The sequence below is a fragment of the Pseudomonas sp. 210_17 TE3656 genome (genome assembly GCF_054821965.1).
Genome location: NZ_JBTRBC010000001.1, coordinates 4,282,596 through 4,302,881, shown reverse-complemented (window position 1 = coordinate 4,302,881; position 20,286 = coordinate 4,282,596). Strand labels below are relative to the sequence as shown.

15 protein-coding genes and 1 pseudogene are annotated in these 20,286 nt (G+C 62.4%); 4 read left to right on the top strand and 12 right to left on the bottom strand.

Going from position 1 to position 20,286, the window contains the following annotated elements:
* Nucleotides 1–18: 18 nt before the first annotated feature.
* The 3 genes from ACVI9W_RS20200 to ACVI9W_RS20190 are packed head-to-tail and all read left to right on the top strand — an operon-like array spanning nucleotide 19 to nucleotide 5,494.
* Nucleotides 19–1,260 carry an exonuclease SbcCD subunit D C-terminal domain-containing protein gene (locus ACVI9W_RS20200; RefSeq protein WP_038608748.1) on the top strand — a complete coding sequence of 414 codons (1,242 nt, stop codon included), beginning with the start codon at nucleotides 19–21 and terminating at the stop codon, nucleotides 1,258–1,260.
* Complete coding sequence (locus tag ACVI9W_RS20195; protein WP_461530961.1) at nucleotides 1,257–4,904, top strand: AAA family ATPase; 3,648 nt, start codon at nucleotides 1,257–1,259, stop codon at nucleotides 4,902–4,904. Before ACVI9W_RS20200 ends, ACVI9W_RS20195 begins: the two co-directional genes overlap by 4 nt.
* The gene (locus tag ACVI9W_RS20190) at nucleotides 4,901–5,494 is read left to right on the top strand and encodes a glutathione S-transferase (RefSeq protein WP_461530960.1); all 594 of its coding nucleotides are present in this window, start codon (nucleotides 4,901–4,903) and stop codon (nucleotides 5,492–5,494) included. The genes ACVI9W_RS20195 and ACVI9W_RS20190 overlap by 4 nt, the downstream gene beginning before the upstream one ends.
* A 236-nt stretch (nucleotides 5,495–5,730) precedes the next feature.
* On the opposite strand, the gene ACVI9W_RS20185 is transcribed toward ACVI9W_RS20190, so the two are convergent.
* The 11 genes and pseudogenes from ACVI9W_RS20185 to ACVI9W_RS20135 all read right to left on the bottom strand — a co-directional run bounded on the left by ACVI9W_RS20185 (nucleotide 5,731) and on the right by ACVI9W_RS20135 (nucleotide 17,723).
* Nucleotides 5,731–5,910, bottom strand: a complete 180-nt coding sequence (locus ACVI9W_RS20185; protein ID WP_038616324.1) for a hypothetical protein — start codon at nucleotides 5,908–5,910, stop codon at nucleotides 5,731–5,733.
* Nucleotides 5,911–6,031: 121 nt separating this feature from the next.
* Nucleotides 6,032–7,171, bottom strand: a complete 1,140-nt coding sequence (locus tag ACVI9W_RS20180; RefSeq protein WP_461530959.1) for a lactonase family protein — start codon at nucleotides 7,169–7,171, stop codon at nucleotides 6,032–6,034.
* Nucleotides 7,137–7,428, bottom strand: a pseudogene (locus ACVI9W_RS20175) (DUF5629 family protein). The gene ACVI9W_RS20180 and the pseudogene ACVI9W_RS20175 overlap by 35 nt, the downstream one beginning before the upstream one ends.
* Before the next feature lie 114 nt (nucleotides 7,429–7,542).
* Nucleotides 7,543–9,924, bottom strand: a complete 2,382-nt coding sequence (locus ACVI9W_RS20170) for an efflux RND transporter permease subunit (protein WP_038616321.1) — start codon at nucleotides 9,922–9,924, stop codon at nucleotides 7,543–7,545.
* A 20-nt stretch (nucleotides 9,925–9,944) separates the two neighbouring features.
* Nucleotides 9,945–10,991: a WD40/YVTN/BNR-like repeat-containing protein gene (locus ACVI9W_RS20165; protein WP_461530958.1), complete on the bottom strand. Its 1,047-nt coding sequence runs from the start codon at nucleotides 10,989–10,991 to the stop codon at nucleotides 9,945–9,947.
* Nucleotides 10,992–11,220: 229 nt separating this feature from the next.
* Nucleotides 11,221–13,878, bottom strand: a complete 2,658-nt coding sequence (gene pepN, locus ACVI9W_RS20160; protein ID WP_461530957.1) for an aminopeptidase N — start codon at nucleotides 13,876–13,878, stop codon at nucleotides 11,221–11,223.
* A gap of 13 nt (nucleotides 13,879–13,891) precedes the next feature.
* Nucleotides 13,892–14,722: a DUF2797 domain-containing protein gene (locus tag ACVI9W_RS20155; protein ID WP_461530956.1), complete on the bottom strand. Its 831-nt coding sequence runs from the start codon at nucleotides 14,720–14,722 to the stop codon at nucleotides 13,892–13,894.
* A complete protein-coding gene (locus tag ACVI9W_RS20150) occupies nucleotides 14,719–14,979 on the bottom strand; it encodes a YeaC family protein (protein ID WP_038608730.1) in 261 nt (86 codons plus the stop codon). The genes ACVI9W_RS20155 and ACVI9W_RS20150 overlap by 4 nt, the downstream gene beginning before the upstream one ends.
* A gap of 13 nt (nucleotides 14,980–14,992) precedes the next feature.
* Entirely contained in the window at nucleotides 14,993–15,865 is an 873-nt protein-coding gene (locus ACVI9W_RS20145; protein WP_461530955.1) for a rhomboid family intramembrane serine protease, read from the bottom strand.
* The gene (locus ACVI9W_RS20140; protein ID WP_461530954.1) at nucleotides 15,862–16,833 is read right to left on the bottom strand and encodes a metallophosphoesterase; all 972 of its coding nucleotides are present in this window, start codon (nucleotides 16,831–16,833) and stop codon (nucleotides 15,862–15,864) included. The genes ACVI9W_RS20145 and ACVI9W_RS20140 overlap by 4 nt, the downstream gene beginning before the upstream one ends.
* On the bottom strand, nucleotides 16,833–17,723 hold the full coding sequence (locus ACVI9W_RS20135) for an NAD(+) kinase (RefSeq protein WP_422415277.1): 891 nt from the start codon (nucleotides 17,721–17,723) through the stop codon (nucleotides 16,833–16,835). Before ACVI9W_RS20135 ends, ACVI9W_RS20140 begins: the two co-directional genes overlap by 1 nt.
* A 135-nt stretch (nucleotides 17,724–17,858) precedes the next feature.
* On the opposite strand from ACVI9W_RS20135, the gene ACVI9W_RS20130 reads away from it, so the two are divergent.
* Nucleotides 17,859–18,800, top strand: coding sequence for a DUF1853 family protein (locus ACVI9W_RS20130; RefSeq protein ID WP_461530953.1), 942 nt, complete (start codon nucleotides 17,859–17,861; stop codon nucleotides 18,798–18,800).
* Nucleotides 18,801–18,859: 59 nt separating this feature from the next.
* Here the strand turns inward: ACVI9W_RS20130 and ACVI9W_RS20125 are convergent, their stop codons facing one another.
* Nucleotides 18,860–20,146, bottom strand: coding sequence for an arsenic transporter (locus ACVI9W_RS20125; protein WP_461530952.1), 1,287 nt, complete (start codon nucleotides 20,144–20,146; stop codon nucleotides 18,860–18,862).
* Between the last annotated feature and the right edge of the window lie 140 nt (nucleotides 20,147–20,286).

The following is a 20,286-nucleotide window of genomic DNA, read 5'->3' as shown; positions in this document are numbered from 1 at the left end:
TAATCTGCGGAACCCTTCATGCGTCTGTTTCACACCTCCGACTGGCACCTGGGACAAACCCTGCATGGCCAGGAACGCGACTTCGAACACGCCTGTTTCCTTGACTGGCTGCTCGGCCAGCTCAAGCTGCGCCAACCTGATGCGCTGCTGATTGCCGGCGACATCTTCGACACGGTCAACCCACCGGTCAAAGCCCAGGAGCGGCTCTACGACTTTATCGTCCAGGCCCACGAACAACAGCCGAAACTGAACATCGTGATGATTGCCGGCAACCACGACTCGGGCTCGCGCATCGAACTGCCAGCGCCGTTGATGCGGCGCCTGCGCACCCATGCCCTGGGCCGGGTGCAGTGGCTCGATGACGGCGTCCTCGACAGCGATCGCCTGCTGATTCCACTGACCAACGCCCGCGGCAAAGTCGCGGCCTGGTGCCTGGCCCTGCCCTTCCTGCGGCCGGCCGAAGTGACCGGCGCGCACCTGGGCGATGATTACCTGCGTGGTATCGGCCAGGTGCACGAGCGCCTGATCGAAGCTGCACTGGAACGACGCAAACCCGGCCAGGCGCTGATCGCCGTCAGCCATGCGCACATGGCCGGCGGCTCGGTCTCGGAAGACTCCGAGCGCAGCCTGATCATCGGCAACGCCGAAGCCCTGCCCGCCAGCCTGTTCAGCAAGGACATCAGCTACGTCGCCCTGGGCCACCTGCACAAACCGCAGCGGGTCAATCGCGAGGAGCGCATCCGCTACAGCGGCTCGCCGATTCCACTGTCGTTCTCGGAAATTGGCTATCAGCACCAGATTCTCGAAATCGAACTCGACGGCAGCCAGCTGGCCAGTGTCGAAACGCGCCTGATCCCCCGCGCCGTGCACCTGCAGCGCCTCGGTCCGGCGCCGCTGGCGGAGATTCTTGAGCAACTGGCCGAGCTGCCGGTAGTCGACCTGCTCGATGACCCGCAGCGCCAACCCTGGCTGGAAGTACGCGTGCGCCTCGACGAGCCGCAACCGGACCTGCGCCAGCAACTGGAAAGCGCCCTGCACGGCAAGGCCGTGCGTCTGGTACGCATTGGCGCCGAATATGCGGGTAACCGCGAAGGTGAAGCGCTGGATGACGCCGCCCTGGTGGAGCTGGGCCAGATGACGCCGCAGGAACTGTTCAGTCGCGCCTGGGCCCAGGCCTATGGCAACGCCGTGGACGAACAGACCCTGGCCGACTTCGCCCTTTTGTTGCAGGACGTTCAACAGCAAGAGGAGCAGCCATGAAGATTCTCGCCATCCGCCTGAAAAACCTGGCATCCCTGGCTGGCCCATTTGAAATCGACTTCACTGCCGAGCCCTTGGCCAGCGCTGGCCTGTTCGCCATTACCGGCCCTACCGGCGCCGGTAAAAGCACGCTGCTCGATGCCCTGTGCCTGGCCCTGTTCGGCGCGGTGCCGCGACTGAGCAATATCGGCCGCGAAACCAAGCTGCCGGAAGTCGACAGCGACATCCTCACCAGCGACCCGCGCACCTTGCTACGCCGCGGCACCGGCAGCGGTTTTGCCGAAGTCGACTTCGTCGGTGTCGATGGCCGTCGTTATCGCGCACGCTGGGAAGCCAACCGCGCCCGCGACAAAGCCAACGGCAAGCTGCAAGGCAGCCGCCAGAGCCTGCACGACCTGGACAGCGACCAACTGCTGAGCAACCAGAGCAAAGGTGAATACAAGCAACTGATCGAAGCCCGCCTGGGGCTGAACTTCGAGCAGTTCACCCGCGCCGTGATGCTGGCCCAGAGCGAGTTCAGCGCCTTCCTCAAGGCCGACGACAAAGACCGCAGCGAACTGCTGGAAAAACTCACCAACACGGCGATCTACAGCCAGTTGGGGCGTCGCGCCTACAGCAAGAGCAAAGAAGCGGAAGAAGTCCACAAGGCCCTTGAAGACCAGGCTGCCGGCGTCATGCCGATGACGCCTGAGGCCCGCGCCGACCTCGACCAACGTTATGCTCAGGCGCTGGAGCGTCTCAAGGGCGAGCAGGCGCAACTGCGTCAGCTCGAACTGCAACGCGCCTGGCTGACCGAACTGCAGCAGCTGCAAAACCAGGTACACAGCAGCAACGAGCAACTGCTCAGCGCCCAGCAGCACAGCGACAGCCTGCAAGGCGAACGCCTGAACCTGGTACGCCTTGAGCAACTGGCCCCGCAACGTCATCAATTTGCCCGTCAGCAGGCACTGAGCAGCCAGCTTTCACCCTTGGCCGCGAGCATCAGCGCCTTGCGCCAACAACACGACGAACTGCACACGCGCCAGCAACAGCTGCACGACCTACAGCACAACGCCCAGCAGGCACTGAACCAGGCCCTGGCCGAACAAAGCGACAGCGCGCCTTTGCTGCGTCAGGCCTTTGCCGAGCAGAACAGCGTGGCCCGCCTGTCACAAGAGCTGGGCAACTGCCTGGCGCTTAAACAGCAGGCCGAGCAGGCCTGCAGCGAAGGCCAGCAGCAGTTGCTCAATCTGGCTGAGCAGCAGCGCCTGAGTGCAGAACGCCTCGATCAGATCAGCCAACAGCTGGCCCAGAGTGCATCCCTGACCGGCCTGAGCGAAGCCTGGAATGCCTACCGCGATCGCCTGCAACAGCTGATGCAACTGGGTAATCGCCTCAATCAGGGGCGCGCCGAACTGCCCGGCCTGCAAACCCGTGCCGAGCAGGCAAGCGCCGCCCTCGAGCAACAGCGTGCCGCCATCGCCCTGCTCTACCATGAAGCCCAGGCTGAACCCGAAGCCCTGGCCGAGCAGATCGGCCTACTTGGCGAGCTGCTGCAGAAAAATCGCCAGCAGCAGCGCCAGGTGGAAGAGCTCAACCGGCTGTGGAGCCAGCAGCAAGAACTGGAGCAACGCCTGAGTGCCCTGCGCGAGCGCCAGCAAATCGCCCTCAAGCAGCGAGAACAGCTGATCAGCGAAGGCCTCAACGGCAAGAACCAGCTGACCGCCGCCGAACAAGCGCTCAATGTCACCCGCCAGCTGCTCGAACGTCAGCGCCTGGCCCGTAGCCAGAGTGTCGAAGAGCTGCGCGCACAACTTCAGGATGACCAACCCTGCCCGGTGTGTGGCAGCCAGGAACATCCCTACCATCAGCCCGAAGCCCTGCTGCAAAGCCTCGGGCGGCATGACCAGGATGAAGAACACAACGCCCAGCAGGCAGTCGATGAGCTGAAGAAGAAGCTCGACGAACTGCGCACGCAACTGGGTGGTGTCAACGGTCAGATCAAGGAATACCTGCACCAGCAGGAGCAACTGTCCGAGCAACTGCAAGGCCTGGCGCCGAGCCTGCAGGCACACCTGCTCTACCCGGCATTGTCCGACCAGGAAGTCAGCCAGCGCACGGCCTGGCTGGAGCTGCAGGCCCGCCGCCTGAACGATGACATCAGCCGCGACGAACAGCGCCAGAACGCCCTGCTGACCCTGCAAAAAGACGCTGCCCGTCTGCAGCAGCAACTGCAAGCCGCGAGCGAAGCCAGCCAGCAGGCCAACCAGCATCTGCAGCAACAACAGCAAGCCCTGGGCGCCGATCAAGAGCGTCTGGAGCAGGAGCTGGCGAGCTTCGCCACGCTGCTGCCCGCCGACACCCTCGATGAACTGCGCCGTGAGCCGGCCGCAACCTTCTTGCGTCTGGACCAGCAACTGGCCCAGCGCCTGGACCTGCTGCAACGGCAGAAAGATGAGCAGCTCGAGCACAGCGAACGCCAGCAGACCCTGGACAAGGCTCAGCTCCAGCAACAGACGCGGGCACAAAAGCAGCAGGAGCTGCAGGCGCAGTTCGCCGAGCTTGAACGCCAACAGCAACAGAGCCAGGCCAGCCTCACCAGCCTGCTCGCCGGACACCTAGGTGCCGAGCAATGGCAGCACCACCTGGAGCAGGCGGTGGAGCAGGCTCGCCAGCAACAGGCGCAAGCAGCCCAGCAATTGCAGGACACCCAGGCACGGCTGATTGAACTGGCAGCCGAACTCAAGGCCAAGGGCGAGCGTTTGAGCGCCCTGGAACAGGAACACGCCGAGGTACGCGGCCAGATCGAGCAATGGCGCCAGGGGCATCCTGAACTGGACGACAGCGGCCTGGAACAATTGCTGGCCCTGGACGACAGCGCCGTCAGTCAGTTACGTCAGCGCCTGCAGGACAGCGAGAAAGCCCTGGAGCAAGCGCACATTCTGCTCAAGGAACGCCAACAGCGCCTGGAGCAGCATCAGGCCCTGGCCAGCCTGGAGGTGCCCGCCGAGGCGCTGGAGCAAGCACTGCAAACCCTGCAGGAACAACTGTCGGCCAGCGAACAGGCCTGCGCCGAACTGCGTGCCGAACAGGCTGACGACCAGCGCCGTCAACAGGCCAACCAGGCCCTGGCCGAGCAAATTGCCCAGGCCTACGGTGAATGGCAACGCTGGGCGCGGCTCAATGCCCTGATCGGCTCGGCCACCGGCGACACCTTCCGCAAGATCGCCCAGGGCTACAACCTCGACTTGCTGGTGCATCACGCCAATGCCCAGCTGCGCCAGCTGGCCCGGCGCTATCGCCTCAAGCGCGGCGGCAGCCTGCTGGGTCTGCTGGTGCTGGATACGGAGATGGGCGACGAGCTGCGCTCGGTGCACTCGTTGTCCGGGGGCGAGACCTTCCTGGTGTCGCTGGCCCTGGCGTTGGGCCTGGCGTCGATGGCTTCGAGCACCTTGCGCATCGAATCGCTGTTTATCGACGAAGGCTTCGGCAGCCTCGATCCGGAGTCGCTGCAACTGGCCATGGACGCCCTTGATGGCCTGCAGGCCCAGGGCCGCAAGGTCGCGGTGATTTCCCATGTGCAGGAAATGCACGAGCGCATCCCGGTGCAGATCCAGGTGCGCCGTCAGGGCAATGGTTTGAGTACGCTGGAGGTCAGCGGATGATTCTCTATTCGTTCCGCCGTTGCCCCTGGGCCATGCGCGCACGCCTGGCCCTGCGTTATAGCGAATGTCCGGTGGAGATCCGCGAAGTCAGCCTCAAGGCCAAGCCGGCCGAGCTGCTCGCGCTTTCGCCCAAAGGAACGGTACCGGTACTGAGCGCGGATGAGCAGGTGCTGGATGAAAGCCTGGATATCATGCGCTGGGCCCTGGCCCGGCATGATCCGCAGGACTGGCTACTGCGTACCGACCCGGAAGCGGCGCAAGCGGCCGATGCGCTGATTGCGCGCAACGATCAGGATTTCAAGGTCCAGGTCAACCTGTACAAATACGCCGAGCGCTACCCGGAGCACTCACGTGAGTACTACCGGGCGCAAGCTGAAGTCTGGTTGACCGAACTGGATGAAAGGCTGGCGCAACGGGCGTATCTGTTCGCCGACCACCCGAGCCTGGCCGATGCTGCCTTGCTGCCGTTGATGCGCCAGTTTGCCGGGGTCGAACCGGACTGGTTCGCCAGCGCGCCCTACCCGCACCTGCGTGGGTGGTTGCAGGGTTGGCTGGAGTCGGCGTTGTTCAAAGCCGTCATGGCGCGGTGAGCCCATCGCTGGCAAGGCCAGCTCCCACAATGATCGGTGTACACCTTACCTGTGGGAGCCGGCATTGCCGGCGATAGGGCTAGAAGTCACACCGCCAGAATCGGCGAAGAATAGAGGAACAGCAACACCGCCAAGATTCGCCATTTCATGTCTTTATCCCCTGAGGACAAACGTCAATAAATTAGCGTCAAATTCAATCACATGGCGATATGCTATTACCAGAATATTTACACGCTTCAGTGCTGCGACTTGTGGTCCAGCGCGGCATAGAAGTTGGCGCTTTGTTGCAGGTATTTCTGGGTGTAGCTGAGGGTAGAGGATTTACGCTCGCTGATTTCAACCTGAGCATGAGCAGGCAGGGCAACCGAAGCAGAAATGGCAGAAGCGGCGATGACCGGGAAGAGATTGAAGTTCATGGCGCTGACCTCGAAGTCTGTGGTTTGAAGTGGCCGTTGCAGGCCGTGGTCCAAACTTACGCCGCTCACGCGGCGCACAGAAATTCATTGCAGCAGTAGCCATTATCAAGGCGGTTGATAGTCAGTCGATGAACTTGAGGTCCGACGGCGCATCCTGAGGCAGCTTCTGCAGCGTTTCACCGAGCATGCCGCTGCGTGGATCGCGGCGGATCACCACGATCTCGTTGCTCTTCTGGTTGGCCACCAGCAGGAACTTGCCAGACGGATCGATGGTGAACTCCCGCGGATGATCACCCTCGACACTGCGGCGCTGCACCTGCATCAACTTGCCGCTGTCTTCATCCACAGCAAACACCAGCAACTCGTTGGCCGTGCCGCGGTTGCTGACATACAGAAAACGCCCGTCAGCCGACAGGTGCAAGGCGCCTGCGGCCTTGGCCGAGGCATCGTTCTGCTCGGTCAGCGGCAGGCGCTGGAGCTCAGTCAACTTGCCGTCCTCATGGGCGAAGACCACCACTTGCGCGCTCATCTCCAGGGTCAGGTAGGCCTGCTTGCCGTCGCTGCTGAACAGCAGATGGCGCGGCCCGCTGCCCGGCGGCAGATCAATCGCTGGCGGGTCGGCCGGGCTCAGCGGTTTCTTCGGGCTGGCACCGTCATAGCGGTAGATGAACACCTTGTCGGCGCCCAGGTCGCTGGCAAACACGAAATGCCCATCAGGCGAGGACACCACCGAATGCACATGCGGGCCGGCCTGGCGCTGCGGATTGGCGCCGCTGGCCTTGTGCTGGTCCTGCTGCACCGAGCCAGACAGTTTGCTGTCCTTGGCCACCGGCAATACGCTGAGGCTGCCGCCAGGGGTCGGCTGCACACCGTAGTTGGCCACGAACAGGTAGCGCTGGTCATGGCTGAGGCTGGCATGGGTCGGCTCGTCGCCGGCACTACTGACCTGATTGAGGGCTTTGAGGCTGCCGTCTTTGGCACTGACGGAAAAACTGCTGGCCTGGCCTTTGCCCGCACCGTTCTCGTTGACCGCGAACAGCAGGCGATTGTCGATCGACAGGGTCAGCCAGGAAGGGTTTTCACTCTTGAGCACCTGCAATGGCTTGGCATCGATCTGACCGCTGTCACTGTTGAACGCGTAGCGGTAGAGCCCTTCACTGGTGCCATCGGTGTAACTGCCCACCAGCAGCTGCGCGCCGTGGGCGGTGGCGAACACACTCATGGCACTAGCGATCAGCAGGGTCTTCAGCTGGCGTTTCATCGTCATCCTCGTCCGGGGCGCGAAAGGCACTCATACAGACTAGTCGATGCTCGGTGCTGTCGGCAGCGATCAGCCAATCGCCGCCGTCTGCGCGGGCAGCGGCGATCTGCTCGGGAGTGAAGGACCACTTCTTCAGGGCGCGGCCATCCATGCACTCGATGTGCAGACCGGTATCGTCGAAGGTGAAGTCGAAGGCGTGCAGGCCGGTCAATCAGGAGCATGTCGCAGGACTGCAGGACTTGGGAAAGGGTTGTCATCAGGAGGGTATCGTCAGAAAAAACTTATGATACCTGAAAGCATCGCGGGGCAAGCCCGCTCCCACAGGTATCACCAGACCTGTGGGAGCGGGCTTGCCCCGCGATGGGGTTTCATCAATGCGCGAAAATCGATCCCCCCGCCTTGCCCGCCATTTTCTCCGGCTTGATCAGGAACCGCGCCAGTGCTGGCAGCAGCCACAGTGCACCGAACATGTTCCACAGCAGCATGAAGGTCAGCATCAGGCCCATGTCCGCCTGGAACTTGATCGCCGAGAAGATCCAGGTGCACACACCGATGGCCAGGCACAGACCGGTGAACAGCACTGCTTTACCGGTGGACTTGAGGGTCTGGTAGTAAGCCTCCTGCAACGGCAGACCGGCGCGCAGGAAACTTTCCAGGCGGCTGTAGATGTAGATGCCGTAGTCGACACCGATACCGACACCCAGCGCCACCACCGGCAAGGTCGCGACCTTGACGCCGATGCCCATGAACGCCATCAACGCGTTGCCGAGCACCGAGGTCAGCACCAGCGGCAGGACAATGCACAGGGTCGCGGCAAAGGAGCGGAAGGTGATCATGCACATCACCGCCACACAGATGTACACCAGGATCAGGATGGTCAGCTCGGCCGACTTGATCACTTCGTTGGTGGCCGCTTCGATACCGGCGTTACCCGCCGCCAGGAGAAACTCCAGGCCTTCCTTGTTGTGGGTATCGGCAAACTCCTGCACCGCCTTGACCGCACGATCGAGGGTCTCGGCCTTGTGGTCGTTGAGGAACACCAGCACCGGCGCCAGCGAGCAGTCGGCGTTGTACAGGCCGTCGGCGCGGGAGATCGAGCTGTTGAGCACATCCGGGTTACGCGACAGGCTTTCCCATTTCAGGTTGCCTTCGTTCATGCCCTTGATCATCTGCTTGGACACAGTGACCAGGGAAATCGCCGACTGCACGCCCGGGGTGTTCTCCATCTTCCACATCAGCTCGTCGATCGGCGCCATGGTCGAGTAGATCGAGCAACCCTCGGTCGGGGTCTTGACCATCACCACCAGCACATCGGAACTGGTCGAGTAGTTGTTGATGATGAAGCTGTTGTCCTTGTTGTAGCGCGAATCCGGACGCAGTTCCGGCGCACCCTGGTCGAGGTCGCCGATCTTCAGGTTCTGGCTGTACCAGAGGCCGCCACCGAAGGCCAGCAAGGCCAGGACGATGGACACCGGCGCAACTTTGGCGCTGGCGAAGTTCGACAGCAAGCGCCAGAACGGATGCTCGCGGGTCGCGTCTTTCTTGCTGCGCTCGATGGCCTTCTTGCTGATGCCGACATAGGAAATCGCTACCGGCAACAGGATCAGGTTGGTGAACACGATCACCGCCACGCCGATGGAGGCGCCGATGGCCAGCTCGCGGATCACACCGATGTCGATGATCAGCAAGGTGATGAAGCCCACGGCGTCGGCCAGAATCGCAATCATCCCCGGCAGGAACAACTGGCGGAAGGTACGCCGGGCAGCGGTCAGGGCGTTCTCGGCCTCGCTCGATTGCAGGGCGATACCGTTGATCTTCTGCACGCCGTGGGAGATACCGATGGCGAAGATCAGGAACGGCACCAGCATCGAATACGGATCGAGCCCGAAGCCTACCGCGTGCATCAGCCCCAGTTGCCAGACCACTGCCACCAGGGTGGTGATCAGCACGGCGATGGTGCTGCGGATACACCAGGTGAACCAGTACAGCAGGATCCAGGTGATCACCAGGGCGATCCCGAAGAACATCGCCACCATGACCAGGCCGTCGATCAGGTCACCGACTTTCTTGGCAAAACCAACAATGTGTACCTTCACATGGGGGTTCTGCGCCTGGAACTTGTCGCGGATCTTTTCTTCCAGTTGATGGGAGAACTGCTGGTAGTCGAGTTTGATCAGCTTGCTCTGGTCTTGCGGATCCGGGTAGGACTCCAGCAGCGGCACGTCAATGATGCTCGACTTGAAGTTGTTACCCACCAACCGCCCGACCTGCCCGGACTTGAGCACGTTGTTGCGCAGTTGATCGAGGCTGTCGGCCGAGCCGTCGTAGGTATTGGGGATGACTTCACCACCGGCGAAGCCCTCTTCGGTTACCTCGGTCCAGCGTACGCTGGGACTCCACAGCGACTTGAGCCCGGAGCGGTCGACACCGGGAATGTAGAAGACCTCGTCGTGAATCTGGCGCAAAGTCTCCATGTAGTCCTTGCTGAAGATATCGCCATCGGTGGCTTCCACCGAGATACGCACGGTGTTGCCGAGGTTGGCCAGGTCGTTACGGTGTTCGAGCATCTTCTCGATGAAGGGGTGCTCAAGCGGAATCATCTTCTCGAAGCTGGTCGAAGGACGGATCTGCGTGGCCTGCCAGAACAGGAACACACTGACCAACAGGCAGATGAGGATCACCACAGGACGGTTGTTGAAGATCAGGCGTTCAAGCAGCGTCGCCTTGTCCTGATGGTGTTGCTGCTGATTCATGTTGAACTGCTCCTGCTGGCTCATGGCTGCACTCCTTCGGCACCCTGGGCCGAGGCCAGGTGCACGCCACCCTGGCCAACCAGCACCAGGCCTTCACCGTTTCTGCCGCTGACGCCCGCCAGGGCGATGCGATCCGCGCGGTTGTAAACGCTGAACGTCTGACCGTCGTCACTGCTACGCAGGACGCTGCCACCATTGCCGACCAGCACCAGGCTGCCATCATCGAGAAGCGTAGCGCTTGCCAGGCCAAATTCGAGGGTGCCGCGGGCGGCTTTCAGTTCGATCTGCTGCCAGCTGTCACCGAAATCCGTGGAGCGGTAGAGGTTGCCGCGCAATCCATAAGCCAGCAGTGCACGTGGCTGGGCAGTACCGATAACGCCGAACAGCGAACCCTGGTAAGGGCCTTCGAGCTTCTGCCAGGTCTGGCCGTCGTCGCTGGAGCGGAACATGCTGCCCTGCTCACCGACGATGAACAGGCCGGCGTCCTTCACCTGTGCGATGCCATTGAGGTGGAACTGGTCTTCGTTGTCCAGGCGATCGGCAACGTCGCTCCACTGCTTGCCACCGTCGGTGGTTTCCAGCAATGCACCGTAGGCGCCCACGGCAAAGCCGTGCTCGGCGTCCTTGAACCAGACATCCAGCAGCGGCGCTTCGCGTTGCAGATCTTCGAATTGCTTGGTCCAGGTTACGCCGCCATCAGTGCTGACGAGAATCTGTGCGTCATGACCGACCGCCCAGCCGCGCTTGTCATCGACAAAATACACTGCCGTGAGCAGTTGCCGGGTCGGCACCTTGGATTGGGTCCAGGACTTGCCCTGGTCATCGGAGAAGAGAATATGACCGCGATCGCCAACAGCGACCAGTCGTGCACCTGCACGGGTCACGTCGAGCAACAGGCTTTTTTCGGCTCTGGCCGATTCGGTGGAGTAAACCGGCGCTTCGGACGTTGCCGCCTCGACCGTGCTGGCCCACAGCCCCATTGCCAACACCAGCACTGCGCTGGCGGCCAATACCCCTGGTCGTGCGCGCGCTGCGCAACCGGGACCTGCCATGTACGGCTCGGTCATAGATCTGTCCCCCGATTATTGTTATTTGGGTCAATCTATTTGCGGGTGCTGGTGGAAACCGTGTTCCAGAGCCCCGCAAAAGCTGAAAGCCATCCTATCGGGGTTTGCGAAGGGCTGACAACGAACGGGACGTTATCTTTTGTTAAGCGGGGAAAAACATCGCGGGACAAGCCCGCTCCCACAGGTTCAGCTACACCTGTGGGAGCGGGCTTGTCCCGCGATATGGCTGTCAAGCCAGGCTCTTGCTCACGACTTCGTACACATCGCTGGACAGCGAACCGGAGGCCAGAATGCGCTCCAGCTCGGCCTTCATCAGCGCCTGACGCGCCGCATCGTACTTGCGCCAGCGGGTCAGCGGCGCCAGCTGGCGCGAGGCGATCTGCGGGTTGAGGGCGTTGAGCTCGATCACCAGGTCCGCCAGGAAGCGATAGCCGGAGCCATCGGCCGCATGGAAGTTGACCAGGTTCTGCCCGGCAAAGGCACCGATCAGGGCACGCACCTTGTTCGGGTTCTTCATCGTGAACGCCGGATGCTGCATCAGCGCCTTGACCCGTGCCAGGCCACCCGGCTGGGTGCTGGCCGCCTGTACGCTGAACCATTGGTCCATGACCAGCGGGTTGTCCTTGAAGTTTTCCGCGAAGACTTCCAGCGCTTTGCCCCGCTCGGCCTCGAACGGCGAGTTGACCAGCACGGCCAGCGCGGTAAGACGCTCGGTCATGTTGTCACAGGCGTCGAATTGCTCCTGGGTCGCAGCCAGTACTTCAGGCTTGCCACTGAGCATCAGGTACGACAGGGCAATGTTCTGCAGGCTGCGACGAGCGAAGTGTTCAGCTGCGGCAACGTACTCGGTTGTCCGCGAGAGGCCGCGGTTGGCCTGGTAACGTGCATGCAAGGCGTCGAACAGCTGATCAGCGATCTGCTTGCGGGCGAACTCACGGGCCGCGTGAATGGCATCGACATCCGCCACTTCGCTGATTTCGGTGAGGTAGGCCTCGCTTGGCAGCGAGAGCATCTCGGCGACCATGGCCTGGTCCAGCTGCTCGTTGGCCAGTACTGTGCCCAACGCCGTGACCAGACGCTGGTCGAGCACCAGCGCATTACCCTGCTGATGCTGAGCGATCAGCTCCTGCAGTACCTGCACCGACAATTGCTGGCCGGCTTCCCAACGGTTGAAGCCGTCGCTGTCATGCTGCATGAGGAACATCAGCTGGTCGCGATCGTAAGGGAAGCTCAACTTTACCGGCGCACTGAAGCCACGCAACAGGGATGGCAGTGGCTTGGCGGCGATGTCAACGAAGGTGAAGGTCTGCTCCGCCTCGGTCACCGACAGCACCCGCGAGGTGCCGACAGCAGCCGCTTCACCCTGAAGACGCAGGACGAGGTCGTTGCCCTCGGCATCGAGCAGGCCCAGTTCGACCGGAATCACAAACGGCTGCTTCTCAACCTTGTCTGGAGTCGCCGGGTAGCTCTGGCGGAAGGTCAGGCTGTAGGTCTGCGCAGCGCTGTCATAATGTTCGCTGACCGCCAGACGCGGGGTGCCGGCCTGGCTGTACCAGCGCTTGAACTGGGTCAGGTCGACGCCGTTAGCATCTTCCATGGCCTTGATGAAGTCGTCGCAGGTCACGGCCTGGCCGTCATGGCGCTCGAAGTACAGGTCGCTGCCTTTGCGGAAACCTTCGGCCCCCAGCAAGGTACGCACCATGCGCACCACTTCCGAGCCCTTCTCGTAGACGGTCAGGGTGTAGAAGTTGGAGATCTCGATGAAGCTGTCCGGGCGCACGGCGTGGGCCATAGGGCCGGCGTCTTCGGCGAACTGGTGGGTGCGCAGGTAGGCCACGTCCTCGATACGCTTGACCGTGCGCGAGTTCATGTCGGCACTGAATTCCGAATCGCGGAATACCGTGAAGCCTTCCTTGAGCGACAGCTGGAACCAGTCGCGGCAGGTCACGCGGTTGCCCGACCAGTTGTGGAAGTATTCGTGGGCGACCACCGCCTCGACCCGCTGGTGCGCGGCATCGGTCGCGGTTTCGGCGCGGGCCAGCACGCAACTGGAGTTGAAGATGTTCAGGCCCTTGTTTTCCATGGCGCCCATGTTGAAGTCGTTGACCGCGACGATCATGAAGATGTCCAGGTCGTACTCGCGGCCATAGACCTCTTCGTCCCAGCGCATGGACTTCTTCAGGCTGGTCATGGCGTGCTGGCACTTGTCGATGTTTTCCGGCTCGACATAGATGCGCAGGGTCACGTCACGGCCCGACTGGCGGGTGAATTTGTCTTCGACACACCACAGGTCACCGGCCACCAGGGCAAACAGGTAGGCCGGTTTCATGAACGGGTCTTCCCAGGTCGCCCAGTGCCGGCCATCGTCCTGCGGCCCGGTGCCGACCGGGTTGCCGTTGGACAGCAACACCGGATAGCGATGCTGTTCGGCGATCACCGTGGTGGTGAATTTGCTCATCACATCCGGGCGGTCGAGGTAATAGGTGATCTTGCGGAAACCCTCGGCCTCGCATTGGGTGCAGAACATGCTGCCGGACTTGTACAGGCCTTCCAGCGCGGTGTTGCTTTCCGGGTGGATCTTCACGCTGGTGTCGAGGGTGAAGGTCGCGGCCTTGGGCTGCACGGTCAGGTGACTGTCGTCGAGCTGGTAGTCGCCAGCGCTCAGGGCCTGGTCGTCCAGCGCGACACTGAGCAGCTCCAGCTGCTGGCCATCGAGGACCAGCGGCGGCAGGCCGGCGCCACGGGCGGGGTTGCGGCGCATGACCAGCTGCGCGTGGACCAGGCTGTGGTCCTCGAACAGTTCGAAGGTCAGGTGCGTCTCGTCGATCAGGTACTCGGGCGCCTGATAGTCCTTGAGGTAGATCACTTGCGGCTGTTCGGTACGCATGTGGCGGTCCTTTTTACTGATGCACGGCGAGCTGGTACGCCGTGTACTTGCGAATATTGATCACACCGGTGTCGAAGATCAGGTACTGGCCCTTGATGCCCAGCAGCGTGCCTTCGGCCACCGGGTTCTTGTCCAGGTTGAAGCTGACGATCTTGCTTGGGTAGGCCTCGACCGGGTAGCGAATTTCCAGGACTTCGGCGTCGCTCAGCGGCTGGATGGCCTGCAGGCCGAAGCGCGTCTGCAAGGCACTGAAGCCCTCGGCACAACTGTCGAACAGCTGATCGCGCACCGCCAGCAGGTCGACTGCCTCGGCATCGCCCTTGAGCAGCGCCCGCCAGTTGGTACGGTCGGCCACCTGGCTGCGGAACAGGTCTTCGACCAGCCCCGACTGCTGGCGGGTGGCGACCCGCACGATCGGCAAAGCCTGGCTGGCGCCCTGGTCAAGCCAGCGGGTCGGCAGCTGGCTGGCGCGGGTGATGCCGACCTTGATCCCCGAGGAATTGGCCAGGTACACCACATGATCGGTCATGCAGAACTGCTCGCCCCAGGACGGTTCACGGCAGGTGCCCTGGTCGTAGTGGCATTTTTCCGGAGCCATGATGCACACATCGCACTGGGCCAGCTTGGTCATACACGGGTAGCAGTACCCCTGGCTGAAGCTGGTCTTGGTCTTGCGACCGCAGTGACTGCAATGGATGGCACCGAGATATTCCAGGCGCAGGGTCTTGCCGATCAGCGGATTGACCGGCACTTCCTGCTCGCCCAGACGAAAAGCGTACTGCACCACAGGCGCGTCGAGACGCGCCGACATTTTACTGATGGAGCCGCGGCCAAGTTCGATCAATGGATCGCGTCCGACTTGAACAGGATGTTGGCGACCGGTGCCGACTTCGAGCTGCATTCTTGCGGGCCCATGTAACCGGTACGCTGCTCTTCCGGCAGGTTCTGCATCTCCCAGGCGATCACCGCCTGCAGCGACAGCTCTTTCTGCTCGGTGGTGAGCTTGCGCCCATCCGCCCATTTACCCAGTTCCACGGCCAGTTTCAGGCTCTCGTAGATTTCCGGGGTGATGTTCTCGATCATTTGCGCAAAAGTGGACATAGCGTCTCCCAAATCAAGCCGTAAGTTTACGCCGGGCCAGCGCCCCGCCCAAGAGCCCGCTGAGGCAACCGACCAACAACCCGCCGACGTGGGCGGCGTTGGCGATCTGGCCGAAGCCCAGCAGGCTGACCAGTCCGGACAGGCACAGCAACAGCCAGACCAGCATCATTACCAGGACCCCGCGCGGCATGCGATAGACCGGGTTCGGCGCCAGCCACTGGTACAACCAGATGTGCCCGAGCAAGCCATAGAGCACCCCCGACAGGCCACCAAACAGGCTCGGCCCGCCGAACAGGTACTGCGCGGCATTGGATACCAGGCTGAACAGCAAGGTCAGGCTGAGCAGCGACCAGGGCCCCTGGCGCAACTCGATACGCCGGCCCAGTTCCCAGTACCACAGGGCATTCATGGCCAGGTGGAGGATGCCGAAGTGCACCAGCATCGGCGTGAACAGGCGCCACCATTGGCCGTCGGCCAGGCTCGCGGCCAGCGGCGTGAAGTACAGGTAGTCGCCCTGTACGCGAAAATCGAGAAAGGTCAGCCAGCTCAGGGTTGCAAAGTTGTCGCCAAGGCCGGTCAGGCCGGCGACGATCAGGCACAGCAACAACACCACTGCCGTGGCCTTGCTGGCGCGCAACTGTTCGGCGAGGCCCGGCCGCGCAGGCGGCTTCAGGGCAGCCTCGGCAGGCAGCTGGAAATCGGCATCGCCCTCGGGAAAGCGCTGGTACAGCTCGCGCACATCCTCAGCGAGGTTTTCCGCCACCCACAGCACTTGGTCACCGCCCTCCTCGCTGACCCTGTGCGGCACCTGCAAACGCCGCAGCAGGCCGACAAAGCCGCTGAGGTCGGTGTTCAAAGGCATGCGTAACACCACCACTGCAGTCATTGGCTGGCCTCCGGCCGGTCGACATCAACCCAGACGAATTTGCGCGGGTCGATCCGGGTTTCATCATCGAGACGGTATGCGACCAGTTTGCCGTACAGCACCGCACTGTAATCCAGGCAGGCCAGGTTGGAACGGATCGGTGCCGGTTTGCCGCTGCGCCAGTAGTGACCGACGAACAGCATCGGTTCATCTTCGCCGTAACGCAGCAAGGCATTCTTCTGAGTGTGGCTCAAGGGCGTACTGGCGACTTTTTCGGGCAAGGCGTCGGGCTGGAAGACGATATCGCCGTAGGTCTGCGGATCCTCTTCCCAGAACTTGGTACGGAAGAAGGCGCGGGTCAGGCCGTCGCCGCCGGTCAGGGTCAGACCATCCGGCAGGCGCATGTCGGTGCCGCGCAGCAATCGGTTGCAGACCGTCGCGGCAAAACTGTCGGACACCCCTGAAGCCTGGATGAAATGCTCATCGATGCAGCCGTCGGGGTGTTGCTGGCGCAGCGCATCGATCAACCGATGGTCCCAGCAGGCGTGGACCAGGCGGAAGCGCCCGGCATCGAGAAACAGCGGCAACTCGTAGAACCATTCGAGGAAGTCATGCCAGTCTCCCGGATGCTGCTCGAACTGGGTCAGGGTTTCGTAGATCAGCCTACCGTGGCGCGGGTTGTGTTCGCGCACGAACTGCTTGCCCGTCTCGGGCAAGGCCGGGGTGTTCCAGCCCAGGGCGTTGTACTCATGATTGCCCATGATGCAGCGGGCCTGGCCGGCATCGACCATGTCGTGGACGATGTGCAGCGCCTCGCGAATCCGCGGGCCGCGGTCGATGATGTCGCCGAGGAACAGCGCCTGACGCTGGGCATGGCGCCATACCCCGCCCTGGCGTTTGTAGCCGAGGGTATCGAGCAGGCGTTCGAGGGTGTGCGCACAGCCGTGCACGTCACCAATCAGGTCGTAACTACGGGCTGGATCGAGCATCACTCGCCTCCACCACCCAGGCGGCTGCCCCAACCGAGTTTGGTCCGGCAGACCTCGTAATAATTGTGATCCAGCGGGTGGATCAGGCGCAGCTTCTGCGACTTCTTGTTCACCGTGATGGTGTCGCCGGGAGCACAGGTGAAGTGGTTCTGGCCGTCACAGGAAATCTGCGGATAGATCTGCAGATCCTTGGACACCACGATCTTCAGCTCACTGTTGCCGTCGACCACAATCGGCCGTCCGGACAGGGTGTGCGGGTACATCGGCACAATCACGATGGCATCGAGTTTCGGGTGCATGATCGGCCCGCCCGCCGACAGCGCGTAGGCGGTCGAACCGGTCGGAGTGGCGACGATCAGGCCGTCGGCCTTCTGGCTGCAGACGAACTGGCCATCGATGTAGATCTCGAATTCGATCATCCGCGTCGACTTGCCCGGGTGCAGCACCACGTCGTTGAGCGCGTCGCCCTGGCCGATGGCTTCGGCATGCCGGCGTACTTCGGCCTGGAGCAGGAAGCGGTTTTCCACCAGGTAATGGCCGTCGAGCACCTCGGCGACCTTTACTTCCAGCTCGTCCGGGCGGATATCGGTGAGAAAGCCCAGGCTGCCACGGTTGATGCCCAGCACCGGCGTATTGTGCTTGGCCAGGGCACGGGCGGCGCCGAGCAGGCTGCCATCACCGCCAACGACAATGACCAGGTCACAGACCTCACCCAGCAGCTTGCGCGAAGAGGTCTGCAGGCCATGGCCGGGCAGGACATCGGCAATCGTGTCTTCGAGGATGACGTGCAGATGCCGTTCCAGCAGGAATTTTTTCAGTCGGCGAATAGTATCGAGCACCTGCGAGCTACCGAGGCGGCCGATGATACCGATATTGCGAAATTGCTCCATGGGGCTCCTGCTAGGCGCTACAGCGGGTAAAGAGGCGGGACTCGCCAAAGAGTCGATTATGGGCGAAAGCGCCGGGTAGCGGCAAACACTGGAGAAAATCGCCAAGGCCTGGAGCTTAGCGGCTATGCTCGCTGGATGAACCCTTTTCCCGGCCTGATCGACCTGCCCCGCCAGTTGCGCCAGCCTCAGGTGCGCGACCTGGCCTGGGTCATCCTCGCGCCGCCGATGCTGCGCGACACGCCCTGGCCCCAGCGTCATCCGCTGGCTGCCAGTGACTGGATTGCGCACCCCGAACAGCTGCAGCAATGGCTGTGTGCCCTGGACAGCGACAGCCGTGCGCTGGATCACTGGCTCGCGCAGACCGCGACCCGGCGCCTGGGCCTGTACTACGAACGTCTCTGGCAGTTTGCCCTGCAGCAGGCGCCTGGCGTGGAGTTGCTGGCCGCCAATCTGCCGATCCGCACGGGCGGCCACACCCTGGGCGAGCTGGATATCCTGCTGCGCGATGCTGAAGGCGTGCATCACCAGGAGCTGGCCATCAAGCTCTACCTGGGGCCACCGGGCGGCGATGGCAAGGACCCGGCGCACTGGCTGGGTCCGGGCTGCCACGACCGCCTGGACCGCAAGCTTGCGCACCTGGCCGATCACCAGTTGCCGATTTCCGCCCGCGCGGAAAGCCGCGAGGCCCTGGCGGCACTGGATATCGAGCAGTTCAGCGCCCAGCTCTGGCTCGCCGGTTACCTGTTCTATCCTTGGCCCGGGCATGCCGATTCACCTACGGGCTCACACCCGCAGCACCTGCGCGGGCAATGGTTGCATCAGCGCGACTGGCCAGCCTTTGTCGAACTCAATCCCGGCTGCTGGCAGCCATTGCCGCGCCAGGCCTGGCTGGCGTCAGCACGCTGTGTACCTGAGGAGCGTTGGAACCAGGAACGCTTTAGTGCCTGGTTGCAGGGGCTGGATCCGCTGGCACCGGCACAGCTGCTGGTGCGCTTGGCGGGAGGTCTCGATGGGGATTGGGAGGAAGCGCAGCGGGTGTTTCTGGTGTCTGATGTGTGGCCGAATTTACCGGGATGACCAGGGTGCGCCTGCTACGCAGGCGATCGCCGGCAAAGCCGGCTCCCACAGATCTGGCACTAGCCCAGAGTTAGTCGCAGCGCCAACGCCGCCAAAGTCAGCAGCAACACCGGCACGGTCAGCACAATCCCGACCTTGAAGTAGTAGCCCCAGCCAATCTTCACCCCCTTGCGCTCCAGCACATGCAGCCACAGCAAGGTGGCCAGGCTGCCAATCGGGGTGATTTTCGGCCCCAGGTCGCTGCCGATCACGTTGGCGTAAATCATTGCTTCCTTGACCACACCGCTGGCTGCGCTGGCATCAATCGACAAGGCGCCAATCAGTACCGTCGGCAAGTTGTTCATGACTGAAGACAGCAACGCCGCCAGCAATCCCGTGCCCATGGCCGCGCCCCATACACCAGCGCCAGCGAAGTCATCGAGCCAACCGGCCAGATAATCAGTCAGTCCCGCGTTGCGCAGGCCATAGACCACCAGGTACATGCCCAGGGAGAACACCACGATATGCCAGGGTGCCTCCTTGAGTACCTTGCGCGTGGATATCTTGTGCCCGCGCGCTGCCACCAGCAGCAATACGGCGGCACACACCGCCGAAATCGCACTGATGGGGATACCCAGCGGTTCCAGAGCGAAGCAGCCAATCAACAGGATCACCAGCACCAGCCAGCCGGCAACGAAGGTCGCCGGATCCTGCACCACGCTACGCGGGCGGTCCAGTTGCAGCGGGTCATAGTCGGCCGGAATGTCGCGGCGGAAATACCACAGCAGCACCGCCAGGGTCGCCGCCACGCTGACCAGGTTGACCGGCAGCATCACCGCGGCATAGCGGTTGAAACCGATGCCGAAGAAGTCGGCCGAGACGATGTTGACCAGGTTCGACACTACCAGCGGCAAGCTTGCAGTGTCGGCGATGAAACCTGCGGCCATGACAAACGCCAGGGTCGCCGCCGGGCTGAAGCGCAAGGCCAGGAGCATCGCCACCACAATCGGCGTGAGGATCAGGGCCGCGCCGTCATTGGCGAACAGCGCCGAAACCAGCGCCCCGAGCAGCACGATGTAACAGAACAACCGGCGCCCGCTGCCGCGCCCCCAGCGCGCCACATGCAGCGCCGCCCAGGCGAAGAAACCGGCGGCATCGAGCAACAGGCTGATGATGATCAGGGCAATGAAGGTGCCGGTGGCGTTCCAGATGATCTGCCAGACCACCGGAATATCACCCCACTGCACCACTCCGCTGAGCAATGCCAGCACCGCACCGCCAGTAGCACTCCAGCCAACCCCCAGCCCGCGGGGCTGCCAGATCACCAGAGTAATGGTCAGGAGGAAAATCAGCGACGCCATCAACATTACACAGGCCTTGAAAACGAATAAGTGGGCGAAGCGGCGAATTCTAGCGACAGATCAATGCGGCGTTGGCAATTTTTTGTTGCAATAAGCGAGTAATCGGCTGCCCAGCGATTACAGTGATGTCACTGCGCCAGAAGAGC

Coding starts and splice junctions, on each gene's coding strand:
- ACVI9W_RS20165 (WP_461530958.1), bottom strand. CDS start 10,991: ATGACCGAGCCGTACATGGCAGGTCCCGGTTGCGCAGCGCGCGCACGA.
- ACVI9W_RS20145 (WP_461530955.1), bottom strand. CDS start 15,865: ATGACTGCAGTGGTGGTGTTACGCATGCCTTTGAACACCGACCTCAGC.
- ACVI9W_RS20125 (WP_461530952.1), bottom strand. CDS start 20,146: ATGTTGATGGCGTCGCTGATTTTCCTCCTGACCATTACTCTGGTGATC.
- ACVI9W_RS20140 (WP_461530954.1), bottom strand. CDS start 16,833: ATGCTCGATCCAGCCCGTAGTTACGACCTGATTGGTGACGTGCACGGC.
- ACVI9W_RS20170 (WP_038616321.1), bottom strand. CDS start 9,924: ATGAATCAGCAGCAACACCATCAGGACAAGGCGACGCTGCTTGAACGC.
- pepN (WP_461530957.1), bottom strand. CDS start 13,878: ATGCGTACCGAACAGCCGCAAGTGATCTACCTCAAGGACTATCAGGCG.
- ACVI9W_RS20190 (WP_461530960.1), top strand. CDS start 4,901: ATGATTCTCTATTCGTTCCGCCGTTGCCCCTGGGCCATGCGCGCACGC.
- ACVI9W_RS20200 (WP_038608748.1), top strand. CDS start 19: ATGCGTCTGTTTCACACCTCCGACTGGCACCTGGGACAAACCCTGCAT.
- ACVI9W_RS20195 (WP_461530961.1), top strand. CDS start 1,257: ATGAAGATTCTCGCCATCCGCCTGAAAAACCTGGCATCCCTGGCTGGC.
- ACVI9W_RS20130 (WP_461530953.1), top strand. CDS start 17,859: ATGAACCCTTTTCCCGGCCTGATCGACCTGCCCCGCCAGTTGCGCCAG.
- ACVI9W_RS20150 (WP_038608730.1), bottom strand. CDS start 14,979: ATGTCCACTTTTGCGCAAATGATCGAGAACATCACCCCGGAAATCTAC.
- ACVI9W_RS20185 (WP_038616324.1), bottom strand. CDS start 5,910: ATGAACTTCAATCTCTTCCCGGTCATCGCCGCTTCTGCCATTTCTGCT.
- ACVI9W_RS20180 (WP_461530959.1), bottom strand. CDS start 7,171: ATGAAACGCCAGCTGAAGACCCTGCTGATCGCTAGTGCCATGAGTGTG.
- ACVI9W_RS20135 (WP_422415277.1), bottom strand. CDS start 17,723: ATGGAGCAATTTCGCAATATCGGTATCATCGGCCGCCTCGGTAGCTCG.